Origin of the sequence: Tepidibacter mesophilus, from assembly GCF_002724055.1 — a bacterium.
Lineage (GTDB): Bacteria > Bacillota > Clostridia > Peptostreptococcales > Peptostreptococcaceae > Tepidibacter_A > Tepidibacter_A mesophilus.
Genome location: NZ_BDQY01000013.1, coordinates 72,208 through 89,621 on the forward strand (window position 1 = coordinate 72,208; position 17,414 = coordinate 89,621).

Genomic DNA, 17,414 nt, shown 5'->3' on the forward strand with positions numbered 1-17,414 from the left:
TAGTAGGTGAGGACTAGTATGGGAAAGAAAATATTGATTTTATCAAATCATTTTATAACATTATATAATTTTAGAAAAGAACTAATTAAAAAGCTTGTTGAGGATGGGAATGATATTTTTATTTCTATGCCAGAAGCAGGTGAGAACAATTTCTTTAAAAATATGGGATGTAAGATTATTGAAACTCCTGTTGATCGTAGAGGCGTTAACCCTATTAGAGACTTTGGACTAATTTTAAACTATATTAAAATAATGAAAAAATTGAAACCAGATATTATTTTCTCATATACTATTAAACCCAATATTTATGGATGTATAGCATCTAATCTGACGAAAAATAAACAAGTTAGTAATATAACAGGAACAGGTGCTACATTTTTAAATAAGAATTTTGTTAGTATGATTGCAAAAATGTTATACAAGATTTCGCTGAAAAGGTCATATAAGGTATTCTTTCAGAATAGTGGTGATAAGGAGTTCTTTGTTAATAATAAAATGGTAAAAAATAATTTTTCCATGCTTCCTGGATCCGGAGTTAATTTAGAACAGTATGAAGTGTGTGATTTTCCGTCTGACGATGAAATTAATTTTATTTTTATTGGAAGAGTTATGGAATTAAAAGGTATAGATCAGTATCTAGAGTGCGCCAAGATAATAAAAGAGAGATATTCCAATATAAACTTTTATATTGCTGGTTTTATTGAAGAAGACATATATAAAGAAATAATTGATGATTATCATTCAAGAGGAATTGTTAATTATATAGGTTTTCAAAAGGATATTAAATCATGGATACAAAAATGTCATTGTACTATATTACCGTCTCATGGAGGGGAGGGAGTACCAAATGTGCTGTTAGAGTCAGCAGCAATGGGGAGAATTTGTATTGCTTCAAACATTAATGGCTCTAAGGATGCTATTGATGATGGTGTGACTGGCTATTTGTTTGAGACTGGGAACGCTCAAGATTTGATAAATAAAGTTGATAAGTTTTTAAAATTAAATTATGAAGAGAAAAAGCAGATGGGGTTAGTTGGTAGGAAGAAAGTTGAAAGAGTGTTTGATAGAGGTATTGTAATTGGAACTTATTTAAAGGAAGTAATGAAAGATGGCGAAAGGAAAAAGCATTTAATCAAGACGAATGAAAAATCTGAGTTAAATGATTATTTTGGAGGATAACAAATAATCAATATAGTAAATTCCCAAAAGAAATTAATAGGAGATTGAAATGAAAAGATATATTAGAGCAGGAATATGTTTAATATATTCACTTATAAAATTTAGTTTAATAAAACTATTTCATATGAAAAACTTCAGATTTACCGTTTTGAATTTAATTTCTCCTTTTACTGAAATTGAAATTGGTAAAAGAGCAAAGCTTTTATTAGGAAAAATGGTACGTGCAAGAAGTGGAGTAAAAATAAAAGTAAGAAATGGTGCTGAGGTGCAAATTGGTGATAATACATCATTAAATCATGGTTGTATGATTATAAGTCATGAAAACATAATCATTGGTAAAAATGTACAATTTGGACCTGGTGTATTGATTTATGATCATGATCATGATTTTAGAGCGAAGAATGGATTAAAAGAGTTAAAGTACAAAACTTCGCCTGTTGAAATTGGTGATAATGTATGGATTGGTGCTAACACTGTTATTTTGAGAGGTACAAGGATAGGACATAATTGTGTTGTTGGGGCTGGGAGTGTTATAAACGGCGAATTTGCTGACCACATGGTTATTTTACAAAAAAGAAAAACTATAGAGCAAAGAATAGATGGTGATAGATTGTGATTAGAGTATTGCAAGTAATAGGAAGTTTAAACAATGGCGGATCTCAAGCTATGATTATGAATCTTTATAGAAATATTGATCGTTCAAAAATTCAGTTTGATTTTATAATTGATAGAGAAAATGAACTTTTTTTTGCCCAAGAAATAAAAGCACTAGGAGGTAAAATATATATTCTACCCACATTTAACTTTAAGAATATTTTAGAGTATCCTAAAGCCTGGAATAAATTCTTTAAAGAACATCCAGAATATAATATAATTCATGGTCATGTTAGAAGTACTGCTTCAATTTATCTTAGAATAGCAAAAAAATATGGTCTTACTGCTATTGCTCATAGTCATAGTACTTCATCTGGTACAGGATTTTCAGCAATAGTAAAAAATATATTACAATATAAAATTAGGTATATTGCAGACTATTTTTTTGCATGTTCTAAATCAGCAGGGATATGGCTATTTGGAGAAAAAGTATTCAAAGAAGATAATTTTTATATTTTGAAAAATGCGATAGATATTAACAGTTTTATTTATGATGAGAAGAAAAGAATAGAGAAAAGAAAAGAATTAAATATTGAGGGTAAATTTGTAATAGGGCATATTGGAAGATTTAGTAGTTCTAAAAATCATAATTTTTTAATTGATGTTTTTAAAGAAATACATCAAAGAGAGTCAAATGCAGTTCTGATACTTGTAGGAGATGGTAAATTGCGATATTCAATAGAGAATAAAGTTGATGATTTAGGATTAGGTAATAATGTGATTTTTACTGGAGTAAGTTCAGATATTCCAGAATTGTTACAAGCAATGGATGTATTTGTTTTTCCATCTTTATATGAAGGGTTAGGAATTGTAGCTATAGAAGCTCAAGCAGCAGGGCTTCAATGTATTGTATCTGATGAAGTTCCTCAAATGGCTACTGTGACAAATATGATTAAAAGAATATCATTAAAAGACGGAGAAAAGATATGGGCAAATCATATATTACATTATAAGAATAGATACAATAGAAAAGATAATTCTAAATATATATTAGAATGTGGTTATGATATTAAATCAACATCTCAGTGGCTAGAAAAATTTTATATAGACTCATTATAGTAAGGAGGAATATAATGAAAAGAATACTTCATTATGGATTAAGTAATTCTTTAGGAGGAATAGAAACTTATTTGCTTAAGATTAGTCAATATATTGACAAAAAAATATATAAATTTGCATTTATAATAAATGGAGATAAGAAGCCGTGTTTTTATAAGGAGCTTAGTGAGTTAGGATGTGAATTTTATTTTATTACACCTAGAGGGAAAAATTATAATAAAAATATACAAGAATTAAATGCATTATTTAGAACAATAGATTTTGACATTTTACATTGCCATCTTAATTCATTAAGTTACATCACACCAATTAATATAGCTTTAAAACATGGGAAAAAAGTTATTGTTCATAGTAGGAATGCAGGATGCCTAAAAAGTTTTAAATCTAAAATATTACATAAGATTAATTATAATAGATTGCCCAAAGAAAAAATCAAATTAACAGCAGTTTCAGACTTAGCTGGTGAGTGGATGTTTGGAAAAAATTCAGAGGTAACAGTATTGAATAACGGATTAGATACTAAACAATATTGTTTTTCAAATGAATTAAGAGAAAAAATTAGAACTGAACTTAATGTAGGGAATAAAACTATAATTATTCATGTGGGTGCATTTAGAGCACAGAAAAATCATGTGAAAGTAGTTGAAATTTTTAGTGAATATTTAAAATTAAATCCGGAATCAATACTTATTCTTATTGGAGCAGGAGAATTGCAAAATGAAGTTAAAGAACTAGTTGAATCATTAAAACTATCATCTAAAGTCCTTTTTTTAGGAAAAAGAAGTGATATATCTGCAATTTTATCAGCTGGAGACTATTACTTATTTCCATCATTTTATGAAGGATTTCCGAATGCATTGTTAGAAGCAGAAACTTCAGGATTATTTTGCTTTGCATCAGATACTATAACAAAAGAAGCAATTATAGACGATTTGTGCATTTCACTCCCTTTGGATTTATCTGCAAATGAATGGGCAAATGAAATAATTAAGAAATCCAAAATTAGTGATCGAGAAAAGTGCCCACAAATTATAGAAAAACATGGTTTAGGTATTGAGCAGGAAATTCATAATTTATGTGAGTTATATGAGAAATACTAAAAATTTTTTATGACAATGAACTAAAGAAAATACTAATGATTTAGGAGCGAACATGAGAATAAAAAGGTATAAGATAAATATAATTTTTATTACAATTTCAGTTTATAGTTTATATGCTCTTCTTATAGGAGTAAATAGTTATACTAATAGGCACACATATATAATAACATTACTATCCTGGATTGGTATAATTTCCTACATATCTTTAATTATTACGTGGGAAAAAGTAACAGGAAAACTATTTACTTTATACAATATATTTATGACATTTTTTATGGTTTTTAACTTCGGACAATGTTTATTATGGGCTTTTAATATTCATGTTGAAGGTGAAATAGGTACAATAAGTTTATTTGGCAAAACTCCAATTTCAGATATTGATATAATTCATGCACAATTGTTATATATAGTATGCTTTTTTACTTTGAATTGTGGAGCAATAATAGCCTATAAGATAAGAGGAGAAGAGGGTTCTATAGATGACAATAATAGTTATAGACATAATAAACTTTATATTACATCTGTAATATTATCAATTATCGTAATTCCTATTACATATTATATTGCAATATATAATTTAAAGTTATCACAAGTAGCTGGATATCGATCATTATATTATGGAGAATATGCTAATAGATATGGCCCTATTTTAAATATTCTTAGTACACTGTTTTTACCATGTTTATTAGGATTGCTATTAGGTAGTAGATATAGAAGGAGTGTTAGAAAATTTGTATATGGAATTTTTGGAGGATATGCTATTGTTACACTGCTATGTGGTGACCGCGGAGAATGGATAATGAAATTATTAGTTTTGTTATGGGCTGAACATAAATTTTATAGAAAGAAACTAATTAAAGACGTACTTAAATTCGGTATTGTAGGATATATAGGAGTTCATATAATGAATGCCATTGTATCATTAAGAAATATTGGACTTTCAATGAGTAATTTTATGAGTCAGTTGTTTTCAACAGATGTCAGTCCTATTGTAAGTCTTTTAAAAGAATTTGGAAACTCAATGACTATTAATATTGTTATTATGGAAAATATAGTTCGATTTCCATATGGAAATTCATACTTAATGTCTATTTTAACAATGCCAACAACCGGTTTGGTGAAAATTTTTGGTGTGAATTATGTACAGTTGAATACATGGTTTTCAGGAACATATTTAGGGATTTCATATGGAATAGATTTTACAATCATTGCTGAGGCTGTATTAAACCATGGAAAATATATTGCACCACTTGTTATCTTAATTATTGGATTTATTGTTTCAAAAATCGATTTAGCATGTGGAACCACATATAATAAAAATCCATTGAAGACATGTTTAATGATTACTGCAATGGCCTATATATTTAAATGGCCAAGAACAACAACTTGGTATGTATTAAACTCGTGTTTTTATAGTATGACTATTTTTATATCTTTGTATTGTATATTACCGATTAAAAGAAGGAATAGATTATAAATTATAGATGAGTTAAAATAAATAAGTTTATATGATTATTATTTATAATCTTATTATATGAGGAGAAATTAAGATAGTGAAAGAAAATAAAGTTCAAAATAAATTTACAAATGCAGCTAAGTGGTCAATTATTACAGAGATAGTTGCAAAATTAGTAAGTCCTATTACAAATATGACTTTGGCTAGAATAATTTTACCAGAAGCATTTGGAGTGGTTGCAACAGTAACTATGATTATGAGTTTCGTAGATATGTTTACGGATGCAGGATTTCAAAAATATTTAGTACAGCATCAATTTAAGAATGAGGATGAAAAATTAAAAAATGCTAATGTAGCATTTTGGACAAACTTTTTAATATCAATTTTTTTATGGGTAATTATAATAATATTTCGTGAGAAGATTGCTACATTGGTTGGTAACCCAGGGTTAGGTAATGTAATCGCTATAGCTTGTGTACAACTAGTATTTACATCTTTTTCAAGTATACAGATGGCTCTTTATAGACGAAATTTTGATTTTAAAACTCTTTTTTTAATTCGAATGATATCTGTTTGTATACCTTTTCTTATTACAATACCACTAGCTCTTTTAGGATTAAGTTATTGGGCTCTTATTATTGGGAGTATAGTTATGCAATTTTTAAATGCAGTCATAATGACTATAAAATCAAAGTGGAAACCGAGCTTATTTTATAAAATAGAAATATTAAAAGAAATGATATCATTTAGTATTTGGTCATTAATTGAAGCTATTTCAATTTGGCTTAGTGTATGGGCAGATGTATTTATTATCGGAAGTTTTTTTAATCAATATTATTTAGGATTATATAAAACATCAACAGGTATGGTAAATATGCTTATGTCATTAATAACATCAGCAATATTACCAGTATTTTTTTCTGCTTTGTCGCGATTTCAAGATGATACTGAAAAATTCAATATGATGTATTTTAAAACTCAAAGACTTATTGCAACTGTTTTGTTGCCTCTATGTATAGGAGTATATTTATATAGAGATTTAGCTACAAAAATAATATTAGGAAACAAGTGGATGGAAGCAAGTAGGATAATAGGAGTATGGGCTTTGACAAGTGGAATAAAGATAATTTTAGGTGATCTTTGTAGCGAAGTATATAGGGCTAAAGGAAGACCAAAAGTTTCATTCATAGCTCAGGTGTTGCATTTAGTTTTTCTTGTTCCCGTTTGCATAATAAGTTCAAAATATGGATTTTTATGTTTAGTTTATGCTAGGTCTTGGATACGTATGCAATTTGTATTAGTTCATTTTATTATGATGAAAGTTGCAATTAAATTTCCGGTAGGCAAAATACTTAAAAATGTTATGCCAATAGTAGTTTCGGCATTTACTATGGGAGTGTTGGGTCTTTTACTACAACAAATAAGTAAAGGATTACTATGGAGTTTTACATCAATAATAATATGTTCTTTGTTTTATTTTGGGATGCTGTGTTTATTCCCAAATATGCGTGAAGAGATGAATGGAATAGTAGGAAAGTTAAAGTCAAAATTGTTAAAAAGTAAATATACGTCAGTTTATTACAAAGAAAACTAGATTTTATCTATATGATAAGATTGGGTATCTCATATTAACTTATTTGAATATTCTGATGGATTAAAATATGGTATTAGCGTTAGGGGGAAAAATAAATGTACAAAATAGCAGTAGCAGGGACAGGTTATGTAGGTCTTGTGGCAGGAGTTTGTTTTGCTGAAGTAGGTCATCATGTTACCTGTGTAGATATTGATGAAAAGAAAGTTAAGTTAATGGAGAGTGGAGTTTCACCAATTTATGAAGCGGATTTGGAAGGTTTAATGCAAAAGAATTATGCAGCTGGTAGACTTCATTATACTACAGATTATAAATCAGCTTATAGAGATGCTGATGCTGTATTTATAGGAGTTGGAACTCCAGAACAGCCAGATGGTTCTGCAAACTTAAGCTATATAGCAACAGTTGCAAGACAGATAGCTGAAAATGTAGAAAAAGATTGTCTTGTAGTAGTAAAATCAACAGTACCAGTTGGAACTAATGATAAGGTGGAGCAATTTATAAAAGATTTTTTAGTTAATGATGTTAAAGTAGAAGTAGCATCAAATCCAGAGTTCTTAGCACAAGGTACTGCAGTGCATGATACACTTCAGGCTGCAAGAATAATAATTGGAACTGAAAGCAGATGGGCAGAAGAAATGCTTATGAAGATATATGAGCCTTTTAATCTTCCAATAGTATCTGTAAATAGAAGATCAGCAGAGATGATTAAGTATGCATCAAATGATTTCCTTGCCCTTAAAATATCATATATGAATGATATAGCTAATCTTTGTGAGCTTGTTAGAGCTAATGTTCAAGATGTAGCTAAAGGTATGAGTTATGATGAGCGTATTGGAAGTAAGTTCTTAAACTCTGGTATTGGTTATGGTGGTTCATGTTTTCCTAAAGATACAAAGGCTCTTGAATATCTTGCAAGACAAAATGGTTATGAACTTAGAACTATTAAAGCTGCAATTGATGTAAATAAAGATCAAAAAACTATGTTATATAATAAGGCTTGCAGACGTCTAATTACTTTTAATGGTTTAAAAGTAGCAGTTCTTGGACTTACATTTAAACCAGGAACAGATGACTTAAGAGAAGCACCATCTCTTGAAAATGTACCCTTGTTATTAGAAGCTGGAGCAGAGATTTATGCTTATGATCCAGCTGGTAAGGATAACTTTAGAAAAGTATATCCAGAAGGAAAAATAGGACAAGGTTCTATAAAGTATGTTGAAAATGCTGAACGCGCTTTAGAAGGTGCTAATATTTGCTTTATATTTACTGAGTGGGGTGAAATCAAAGCGGTATCTCCTGAGGATTATAAGAAGCTTATGAAAACACCTTTAGTATATGACGGAAGAAACTTATATAATGTTGAAGATATGAAAGCAGAAGGAGTAGAGTATTATTCTATTGGAAGACCGTACATGCCAATTCCTAATGCGATTGATGAAGTGGCGGCAACTAAGAATTAATTCATAAATGTTTATAATTGTTAGACATAAAAGAAGTAGAGTATTATTCTATAAAAAGAATAGTACTCATCTTTTTAAGGAGGAAAAACTATGAGTTACAAAACATTAGATACAACTAAAATATATTTAGTTACTGGAGCAGCAGGTTTTATTGGATTTTACTTATCAAAGAAGCTTTTAGAAAAAGGCTGCAAAGTAATTGGTATTGATAATATAAATGATTATTATGATGTAAATCTTAAGTATGCAAGATTAGATAAACTTAAGCCTTTTGAGAATTTTACATTTATCAAAGGAGACATCTCAGATAAGGCTATGATAATGGAAATCTTTGAAGAGTATAAACCTAATGTTGTAGTAAACTTAGCAGCACAAGCTGGTGTAAGATATTCTATTGAAAATCCAGATGTGTATATAGGAAGTAATATCGTAGGTTTTTTTAATATCCTTGAAGCTTGTAGATATAATCCTGTAGACCACCTTGTTTATGCATCTTCAAGTTCAGTATATGGTTCTAATAAAAAAGTACCTTTTGAAGAAACAGATTTTGTAGACAATCCAGTATCATTATATGCAGCTACTAAGAAATCTAATGAATTGATGGCCCATACTTATAGCCATCTTTATAATATTCCAGCTACAGGATTAAGATTCTTTACAGTTTATGGACCTATGGGAAGACCAGATATGGCTTATTTTGGATTTACTGATAAGTATTTTAAAGGAAAAAGTATTAAGATATTTAACAATGGTGATTTTGAAAATGATTTATACAGAGATTTTACATATGTAGATGATATAGTAGAAGGAATTGAAAGACTTCTAAGTAATCCATCTGTAGATGAAGTTCTTCATAAAGTATTTAACATAGGGAATAATAGTCCTGAAAAGCTAATGACATTTATAACAACATTAGAGAAATGTTTAAGTAAGGCATTAGGAAGAAATGTAGAATTTAAAAAAATATTTGAACCATTAAAGGCAGGAGATGTGCCTGCAACATATGCTTCTACTGATAAACTACAAAAAGCAGTAGGGTTTAAACCTTCAACTAGTATAGAGGAAGGATTACAGAATTTTGCTGACTGGTATGTTAAGTATTATGGTGTGAAATAAGTAATAGTAAATATTTATAATAGATTATTAATTGAGAAAAATGGGGGAACAAATTATGAAAGTACGTAAAGCCATAATCCCAGCGGCAGGCTTGGGAACTCGCTTCTTACCAGCTACAAAAGCTCAACCAAAAGAGATGCTTCCTATAGTGGACAGACCTACACTTCAATATATAATTGAAGAAGCTGTTGAGTCTGGTATAGAAGAAATACTTATAATTACAGGCCGTAACAAAAAGTCCATAGAGGATCATTTTGATAAGTCTGTAGAATTAGAACTTGCACTTGAAGAAAAGGGTAAAAAAGAACTTCTTGATATAGTAAAGAACATATCGAATATGATAAATATTCACTATATAAGACAAAAAGAACCTAAAGGACTTGGACATGCTATATCTTGTGCTAAGCATTTTATAGGAAATGAGCCTTTTGCTGTTATGCTTGGGGATGATATTGTTGATGCTGATACTCCTTGTCTTAAGCAGCTTATGGATGCTTATGAAGAGTACAGAACTACAATTCTTGGAGTTCAAGAAGTTGCTAAAGAAAATACGAATAAGTATGGAATAGTTGGAGGAAAGCATATAGAAGATAGAGTTTACAAGGTTAAGGATCTTGTTGAAAAACCAGATCCAGAGGAAGCTCCTTCTAATATCGCTATACTTGGAAGATATATAATAAGTCCTACTATATTTGAAATATTAGAGAATTTACCTGCAGGAAAAGGTGGAGAGATTCAGCTTACAGACGGACTTAAAGAACTCTCTAAAAAAGAAGCTATGTATGCTTATAATTTTGAAGGTAGAAGATATGATGTAGGTGATAAATTAGGATTCTTAGAAGCTACTGTTGATTTTGCTTTAAAAAGAGAAAATTTAAGAGATGGCTTTTTAAATTATCTTTTAAATGTTACTGAGAAGGAAAGAAAAGATATTGCTTTTGATGAGGTTGCGATTACAGAAAGTCTTTAAAAAAGTTTTTTAAGGACTTTTTTCATGGGAAATTATATGGAGGTTTTAATGAAACTATTAAATAGAAAGAAACTTATAACAATCCTATCTTGTATAGTAGCCATACTTTGGATGGCACTTATTTTTAATCTATCATCACAAGTAGCTCAGGAGTCTAACAAATTAAGTAAGGGAGTAACAAAGATAGTTATAGAAACAGTAGAGAAGGTTGCTCCTAAGGCGGATTTTGATATAAAGAAGTTCAATCATATTGTTAGAAAGAATGCTCATTTCTTTGCTTATCTTGCACTTGGTATATTTGTTATTAATGCTATTAGAAGGAGAAAGATATATGGTTATAAGAGCATAGGTTTAGCTATATTAATTTGTGTCCTATATGCAATAAGTGATGAAGTGCATCAAATGTTTGTTCCAGGTAGAGGGCCTCAGATTAAGGATGTATGGATTGATAGTGCTGGGGCCTGTGTTGGAATTTTGGTGTATTTAGGGTTTAGCAGAATAAAGAAAAAGGTAATGAAGGTTACAAAATAAATGGCATTAAAATGTTAGCGAATGATTTAACTATTTTTGTATAAAACTTGGATTACAGCGTTTGAATATACGTTAAGAAAGTTCGTTGTCTGAACGTAGTGAGTTTAGAACTTTTAGGATATTCAATAAGATGTAATACTTAGTTTTATTAAAAATAGTTACAACATTAGGGGTATTTTAATGCCATTTATTTTGGGTATATACCAAATTGTTTTTAAATATATACAATTTTTAGTTAATATGTTATTATACGGTATGAAATATAAATCTTAACTGGGAGGGTTATTAATGAATAAAAGAATTTTGAAAAAGCTTACAAGCTTGATTTTGAGCTTTGTATTTATAACTACTATGACACCTTTGTATGGGGTATCTAATGCTAATGAAAAGGAAAACATTAGTATAACTATACTAGGTACTTCTGATGTGCATGGTAGATTCATGCCGTGGGATTATGCTTCTGATACAGAAAATAAATCAGGAAGTTTAACTCAAATATATAGTGCTGTTCAGGAATTAAAGAAAGAAAATCCTAACACTATATTGGTTGATTGTGGAGATTCTATTCAGGATAACTTCGTAGAGACATTTAATAGTTATGATGAAAATCCTATGGTTATAGGTATGAATGAGATGGGTTATGATACTTGGACAATGGGTAATCATGAGTTTAACTTTGGAACTGATATTTTAGATAAAACAATATCTAAGTTCAAAGGAACTGCTCTTGCAGGAAATATTTATAAGGAAGATGGTTCAAGATATTTAGATGGATACAAGATAATTGAAAAAGATGGAGTAAAGGTTGGTATTATAGGTATGACTACTCCTATGATAGTTGAGTTTGAAGATGATACTGATCATTTAAATGGTTTAGTTGTTAAGCAACCAATTGATGAAACTAAAAAGATAATAGATGAGCTTAAAGGAAAAGTTGATGTTCTAGTTGGTGTTATGCATATGGGAGAAGCTAACGAAAATAATATTTCAGGAACAGGTGTTATTGATATGGCTAATGCTTGTCCAGAGCTAGATGTTATAATAGCAGGTCATATGCATAAGAATGTAAGTAGTAATACTGTAAATAAAGTTTTAATTACAGAGCCATATAAATATGGTATGGATATATCAAAGGTTGATTTGACTTTTGAAAAAGGTAATGATGGAGTTAAATTAGTAGACAAAAAAGCTGGAACTGTAAATGTTAAGAAATATCCTTCTAATAAGGATTTGGAGAAAAAATTCGAGAAATTTCACAATATACTTAGAGAAAATGCTAATGAGGTTATAGGTCAGCTAAAAGGAATGAATATGGTTGAGAAGGATGAGATAAAAGGTATTCCAACTGTTCAAGTTGAACCTACACCACTTGTTAATTTCTTTCATGAGGTTGAGCTTTATTATAGTAAGGCTGATGCTGTAGCAATAAGTATAGACAATGATAAGGCTAAGCTTGATATGGGAGATATTAAGAAAAAGGATATAGCTTATAATTATCAGTATACTGGTGGAGAAGTTACTGTTTATGAAGTTACAGGCAAGGATTTAAAGGATTATATGGAGTGGTCAGCAGATTACTTTAATACTTTAAAAGAAGGTGACGTTACTGTTAGCTTTAATCCGAAGAGAAGAGCTTCAAAGTATAGTACTAATGATATATTTGGTGGAGTTACATATAAGATAGATTTAACTAAGGAAAAGGGAAATAGAATAGTAGGTTTAAAGTTAGCAAATGGAACTAATATAGAGAATGATACTAAAATAAAGTTAGGTATGAACTCGTATAGAATGGCTAGCTTAATAAGAGAAGGTGGACCATTAGAAGGAAGAAGCTTCCCTGTTCTTTGGGATTCAAAAACTGCTTTTGGAGAAGAAGCAGGAACTATAAGAAATCTTTCTATAAAATATATTAAGGAAGTTAAAAATGGTGTAATTGAGCCTAAATTAAATAATAATTGGGAAATAATAGGTTTAGATAAAAACTCTAAAGAAAGAGAAGTTGTTAAAAGATTTGTTAATGAAGGAATAATAGAGATTCCTAAAACAGAAGATAAAAAATATACTAATACAGCGTCTATTAATGTAAAAGGTAAAATTAATCTTAGTGATGAAGAGTATATATCTAAAATTAAAGAGCAAAAACAAATATATGAAAATGCAAAGACTGAAGATGAGAAAAAAGCAGCTCATATAGAAGCTGAACTTATAAGAGCACTTAATAATGATGATTATACTTCAAGTATAGATGGAGCTTTAGATAAAAGATATAAATAGTATTATTTAGACCTGCCCATGGCAGGTCTTTATTTTTTGTATATATTCTTCAGATTTATGATAAGGATAATCCAATTGTTAATAGGGTAGGTCTATCAGTAAGAGAAGATAGTTTTATAATAAAAATTAAGATATAATACAAATAAGGAATTAATTCTAAAATAAATACATATCAGAATAAACTTTAAAGGAGTTGATGGATATGGATAAAATATATCAAGAAATAAGAAAAATAGTAGTTGAATATCCGGAGATAAAAAAAGTAGTTTTGTTTGGCTCAAGAGCAAGGAATGATAATAATGAAAGAAGCGATATTGATATTGCTGTTTATACCGAAAAATATCCTTTTATAAATGAAGCTAAATTTTGGCTTGATATTGAAGACATAGATACATTATTACAATTTGATATTGTAGTTATAGATGAGGAAACCGATGAAAAACTTATTGAAAATATTAATAGAGATGGGGTGGTTATATATGGATCGAATTCTACAAAAGTATGAAAATACTTCAAGAGCTTTGAAAAAGTTATGTGAACTTGATAATAAAGAAACATTAGACTCAGATATTTTTAGAGATGCTCTTATACAAAGATTTGAGTTTACATTTGAATTGACATGGAAGTTTCTAAAAGTATATCTAGAAGATCAAGGTATAAACGACATAAATTCACCAAAATCTGTGTTAAAAGCTGCCTATGCCGAAAGGTTAATAAATGAGGAAATGGTATGGATTAATATGTTAAGAAGTAGAAATTTAACTTCTCATATCTATAGTGAAAAAACAGCTATAGAAATAAGTGAAAGTATTCTAAAGGATTATATACCTCAGTTAAAAAAATTAGTAGAGACTATGGAAGGGGTAGTGTAAAATAATACCTGATAATTGCAGGTAGGATAAGGAGACATGGGGGATGTATTTATCTAAAGAAGATAAAACTATAATAGTTAATTTTTTAAAAGAGAGATTAGAACTTAAATTCATCTATCTTTTCGGCTCTTTTGCGAAGGGGGAGGGGCGAGAAGATAGTGATATTGACTTAGCTATTTATAGTGATGAGAATGTAAGTGGATATGATACTTTTATAATTGCCAATGATTTAGCTTTTGAAGTGAAAAGGGATGTTCAGATTATAAATCTAAAAAAAGCTAGTACTGTATTCGCTGCTCAGATTGTAGGGACAAGGGAAGTTTTATACTGTAAGGATAAAGATTTTATGGAGAATTATAATGTTAGAATATTTAAAGATTATGTAAAGTTAAATGAGGAGAGAAAGGATATTTTGGATTCTATAAAAAAGGATGGTAAAATATATGGTTAACGATGTTTTATATAATAAGATCAGTATTATAGAGAGATGTCTGATTCGAATTAGAGAAGTTTATGATAATAATCCTAATAATTTAGAAGATTATACTAAACAGGACTCTATAGTATTAAATATACAAAGGGCAGTAGAGGCAACTATTGATATATCCATGCATATTGTTTCTAATAAAAAATTGGGAATACCTCAAAATAGTAGAGATGCCTTTGAGGTGCTTAATACTAATAATATAATTGATGATGAAATGTTAAAAAAACTAAAAGCAATGATTGGATTTAGAAATATAGCTGTTCATAACTATCAAAAGTTAAATTTAGAAGTTTTGAGACAGATTGTGGAAAATCATTTGAAGGATTTTGAGGACTTTGTGTATGTTATTAATAGGAAATTTATATAAAGAAAATTTTAATAATAAGCATGTCCATTTATACATTCAGCCTCCATATATAGATATGAGATTTATATATGGGGGTTTTGTTATGAGAAATTTGCCACTTATACCGTATGAAAATTTAAGAACTTTAATAAATGGAAGCTTCACATCTAAGCAGATAGATTATTATATTAACTTATGTAGGATATGTGATAGCAATGGAGTTATAAAAGAAAAGAGTATGAACTCAGTTATAAATAAGATAGATATTTATACATCTTCTAGAGCTACAGGATATAGAGCTGTTAATAAATTTATAAAAGAGAATCTTTTATTTATAAATGAAGAAGGGGATATAGAGATAAAAGGATATAAATCTGGCTTTAAGAAAGGCTCTAAAGGGATTGTAGTTATACCTATGTTTTGTTTTAGCATGGAATTTAAAAAGCTTGGCAAGTTACAAAAAAGAGTTGCGCTTTATTTGATTGGCCAGATTAGAAAGCTTAATAAGATAAAGTATTTCACAGTTAATATAAATAAGATGGTTGATTTATTTGGAATTTGTTTTTCTTATGTTCATAATACTCTTGAGAGTATTAAGTGTTTTTTTGATTTTTCTTTTTTTCATAATCAAACTGTATGTAGGACAAATTATAAAGAAGAATATCTTTTAAGTGAGTTTATGTTAGAAGATATGACTGCTAATTTTAAAGAAAATCATGAGCATAGTGAAAAGGGAGAAGATATAATAAGTCTTATATATTCAAAGGATATAGATAAGCTTCTTTTAGATAGAAAGAAAGCTTTATATGTAGAAGAATTAAATAAATATATTGTAAGCAAAAAAGAAGTAGATGTAGAGAGTAATATAGGTGTTATATTAAGCAATCTTTGTAGATATAGTTATAAAAAAATATCACATATATTAGATCAACTTGCATCTAAGTTAAGACAGTTCTCAGATCCGATTATGCACTTTAATGCTTATTTAAAGACTTTGACTAAAGAGAGTGTATAGATATCTGATATTAATGAGAAGTGGATATCCTATTTGTGTAATTAAAATAGAAGATAGAGATGAGTACATGAATGCTTTATAAAAAGCAGTAGATAGTACATTACATATGTATCTTTATATTGTTGGATAATATGAGAACAACCTAAAAAAGTGAGATTCTTTAGGTTGTTTTTTTATACAGAAAAATAATAAACAATGTTTGTCTCAAAATTTTAAATATAAACAAGATATCAACATTATTGTGTATCATTATTTAAGTTATCAACATAATCTTGTCTTAATATTAGAATTATCAAATAATTTTGTTTTATTTTTTTAGTTATACACAGAAATTTGTACTATTTTTATATTCTGATAGTTATATAAGTGTTGGAATTACTAAGTTATAAGTATGTGTATAGACTCTAGATTGTTATGCTTTTTTGATTAATATATTTATGGTAGTTATATTTTTGAAAGAATATATAATCATTATTAGGATTAAAAATCAAACCAACTCATATAAATAACGGCATATATTATATGTTGTAAAAAAAAGCATATTTAAGGAGGAATTTTAAATAATATGTAGAATAAACCATTTATACAAAATATATTGTTGTAATTCAATAAGTTGAGTTGTATAAAAATAAAAGTCTAATCATTGTTGGACATAAAGGGGTTGTATATATGCAAAAAAAGAAAAAAATTTTTATTTTGGTTACAGCTATTATTTTTTTAGTTCTTGCAGGAACACTTGGGAGTTATGGAGTGAGTACATTTAAAAAAACGAAGGCATTAGAACAAGCAGATGCTTTAGTTTCTATGGAAAAGTACAAAGATGGAATTATAATGTATGAAAATATACTTAGTAAGAAATATAATAAGGTTATTGCAGATAAAAGGGATTTAGCAATAGAGCTAATGGAATCTAAGGAAAATTATAAAAAGGCTATGGAGTTTTTCGATGCAGGTGAATATCAAAAAGCAATAACATTCTTTTCTAGGATATCTAAAAATGATAAAAAAAGATATGGAGAAACTTCAAAGACATTGAGTAGCATTGAAGAGAATATATTCCAGGAAATCAAGGATGAATTTGAATTAGGAAATGAAAAAGAGGCTATAGACAGATTGAATGAGTATTTAAAAGCAGTTCCAACAAGTGTAGAAGCAAAGAATTGGATAGGCTACACTTAATTAGACAATAAATACTCGGACATGATAATATTAATTAAATAAAATCGGAGGAGATATCATGTCTAATAAACATAAAAGATATACAGATGAATTTAAGCAACAAATAGTAAACTTAGCTAACA

Annotated in this window: 17 protein-coding genes; all 17 read left to right on the forward strand. The window is 28.7% G+C overall.

Annotation, left to right across the window (positions count from 1 at the left end):
• The first annotated feature begins 18 nt into the window (after positions 1–18).
• The 17 genes from Tmeso_RS09565 to Tmeso_RS09650 all read left to right on the forward strand — a co-directional run bounded on the left by Tmeso_RS09565 (position 19) and on the right by Tmeso_RS09650 (position 17,292).
• The gene (locus Tmeso_RS09565; RefSeq protein WP_099190593.1) at positions 19–1,179 is read left to right on the forward strand and encodes a glycosyltransferase family 4 protein; all 1,161 of its coding nucleotides are present in this window, start codon (positions 19–21) and stop codon (positions 1,177–1,179) included.
• 49 nt (positions 1,180–1,228) lie between these two features.
• Positions 1,229–1,795 carry an acyltransferase gene (locus tag Tmeso_RS09570; RefSeq protein ID WP_099190595.1) on the forward strand — a complete coding sequence of 189 codons (567 nt, stop codon included), beginning with the start codon at positions 1,229–1,231 and terminating at the stop codon, positions 1,793–1,795.
• Entirely contained in the window at positions 1,792–2,892 is a 1,101-nt protein-coding gene (locus tag Tmeso_RS09575; RefSeq protein ID WP_207653845.1) for a glycosyltransferase family 1 protein, read from the forward strand. Before Tmeso_RS09570 ends, Tmeso_RS09575 begins: the two co-directional genes overlap by 4 nt.
• Positions 2,893–2,906: 14 nt before the next feature.
• The gene (locus tag Tmeso_RS09580; protein WP_099190597.1) at positions 2,907–3,992 is read left to right on the forward strand and encodes a glycosyltransferase; all 1,086 of its coding nucleotides are present in this window, start codon (positions 2,907–2,909) and stop codon (positions 3,990–3,992) included.
• Positions 3,993–4,044: 52 nt separating this feature from the next.
• The gene (gene wzy / locus Tmeso_RS09585) at positions 4,045–5,469 is read left to right on the forward strand and encodes an O-antigen polysaccharide polymerase Wzy (protein WP_099190599.1); all 1,425 of its coding nucleotides are present in this window, start codon (positions 4,045–4,047) and stop codon (positions 5,467–5,469) included.
• Between the two features lie 76 nt (positions 5,470–5,545).
• Positions 5,546–7,042, forward strand: coding sequence for a lipopolysaccharide biosynthesis protein (locus Tmeso_RS09590; RefSeq protein ID WP_099190601.1), 1,497 nt, complete (start codon positions 5,546–5,548; stop codon positions 7,040–7,042).
• A gap of 95 nt (positions 7,043–7,137) precedes the next feature.
• The gene (locus Tmeso_RS09595; RefSeq protein ID WP_099190604.1) at positions 7,138–8,502 is read left to right on the forward strand and encodes a UDP-glucose dehydrogenase family protein; all 1,365 of its coding nucleotides are present in this window, start codon (positions 7,138–7,140) and stop codon (positions 8,500–8,502) included.
• A gap of 90 nt (positions 8,503–8,592) precedes the next feature.
• Entirely contained in the window at positions 8,593–9,618 is a 1,026-nt protein-coding gene (locus tag Tmeso_RS09600; protein ID WP_099190606.1) for a GDP-mannose 4,6-dehydratase, read from the forward strand.
• Positions 9,619–9,673: 55 nt separating this feature from the next.
• Complete coding sequence (gene galU, locus Tmeso_RS09605) at positions 9,674–10,588, forward strand: UTP--glucose-1-phosphate uridylyltransferase GalU (RefSeq protein ID WP_099190608.1); 915 nt, start codon at positions 9,674–9,676, stop codon at positions 10,586–10,588.
• Between the two features lie 48 nt (positions 10,589–10,636).
• A complete protein-coding gene (locus Tmeso_RS09610) occupies positions 10,637–11,119 on the forward strand; it encodes a VanZ family protein (protein WP_099190610.1) in 483 nt (160 codons plus the stop codon).
• A 288-nt stretch (positions 11,120–11,407) separates the two neighbouring features.
• Positions 11,408–13,393, forward strand: coding sequence for a bifunctional metallophosphatase/5'-nucleotidase (locus tag Tmeso_RS09615; protein ID WP_099190612.1), 1,986 nt, complete (start codon positions 11,408–11,410; stop codon positions 13,391–13,393).
• A 202-nt stretch (positions 13,394–13,595) separates the two neighbouring features.
• Positions 13,596–13,898, forward strand: a complete 303-nt coding sequence (locus tag Tmeso_RS09620; protein WP_242967906.1) for a nucleotidyltransferase domain-containing protein — start codon at positions 13,596–13,598, stop codon at positions 13,896–13,898.
• Positions 13,873–14,265 carry a nucleotidyltransferase substrate binding protein gene (locus Tmeso_RS09625; protein ID WP_187296297.1) on the forward strand — a complete coding sequence of 131 codons (393 nt, stop codon included), beginning with the start codon at positions 13,873–13,875 and terminating at the stop codon, positions 14,263–14,265. The genes Tmeso_RS09620 and Tmeso_RS09625 overlap by 26 nt, the downstream gene beginning before the upstream one ends.
• Positions 14,266–14,308: 43 nt before the next feature.
• The gene (gene mntA, locus Tmeso_RS09630) at positions 14,309–14,716 is read left to right on the forward strand and encodes a type VII toxin-antitoxin system MntA family adenylyltransferase antitoxin (RefSeq protein ID WP_099190618.1); all 408 of its coding nucleotides are present in this window, start codon (positions 14,309–14,311) and stop codon (positions 14,714–14,716) included.
• A complete protein-coding gene (gene hepT / locus Tmeso_RS09635) occupies positions 14,709–15,119 on the forward strand; it encodes a type VII toxin-antitoxin system HepT family RNase toxin (RefSeq protein ID WP_099190632.1) in 411 nt (136 codons plus the stop codon). The genes mntA and hepT overlap by 8 nt, the downstream gene beginning before the upstream one ends.
• An 82-nt stretch (positions 15,120–15,201) precedes the next feature.
• The gene (locus Tmeso_RS09640; protein WP_145993149.1) at positions 15,202–16,113 is read left to right on the forward strand and encodes a hypothetical protein; all 912 of its coding nucleotides are present in this window, start codon (positions 15,202–15,204) and stop codon (positions 16,111–16,113) included.
• A 669-nt stretch (positions 16,114–16,782) separates the two neighbouring features.
• Complete coding sequence (locus Tmeso_RS09650) at positions 16,783–17,292, forward strand: hypothetical protein (protein ID WP_099190622.1); 510 nt, start codon at positions 16,783–16,785, stop codon at positions 17,290–17,292.
• Positions 17,293–17,414 lie beyond the last annotated feature (122 nt).